Below are 602 nucleotides of genomic sequence, written 5' to 3' on the forward strand. Positions count from 1 at the left end.
GGTATTCAGGTCCCGTGGTGATTGAATGAGACGAACACTCATCCCTGGGCTCGCGCTACTTTTTGTGATCGGACTCGCCGGACGGCTTGTAGCCTCCGTAATTCCAGTAAATCACCTGTTCTCAGACTCGGCACGACGGTCGGTCCGCCACTTAGTGTCGAGGCTGCAGCGCTGTTCGGCTATCGTCAAACCCTGTTAGTGTCTGGTGCCGCTACCTTCTTCATTGGAGTAACGTGGTTTACGGTGAGACGTCTGTGAACACTCAAAGCCATTTAACAGGTTGGAGACGAAATGTGCTCATTGTTTGGTCTCCAGAATTCGACGTATAGTGACGTCGGCAAGCTGTGTGAAACCCACTGTATCCGGCATAATATCAACAGCGATCCCATGCTTGTCACCAGCACGTTTTGTCGGTGCTCCTATCGCCCCAACAATCGTTTCCTCTAGCTCGCGTTGTAGTGCAGCGACAGCGTCACGTTCAGTCGCAATCTGAACAAAGTGTTCGACCGTCTTTGGCGACGTGAAGAGTATACCGTCCAGCTTACCGTCTACCGCAAGTGAAACCGACTGTCCCGCAGTCTCTGGTCGTTCCAAGCGATACA

Annotated in this window: 1 protein-coding gene; it reads right to left on the reverse strand. The window is 52.5% G+C overall.

The genetic code is table 11. The features are described 5' to 3' along the window. Positions 1–297: 297 nt before the first annotated feature. Positions 298–602: uroporphyrinogen-III synthase (locus C5B90_RS20010; protein ID WP_199517583.1), on the reverse strand; the 305-nt coding region annotated here is incomplete at its 5' end.

This window comes from Haloferax sp. Atlit-12N (genome assembly GCF_003383095.1).
In the GTDB taxonomy this organism is placed as follows: Archaea; Halobacteriota; Halobacteria; order Halobacteriales; family Haloferacaceae; genus Haloferax.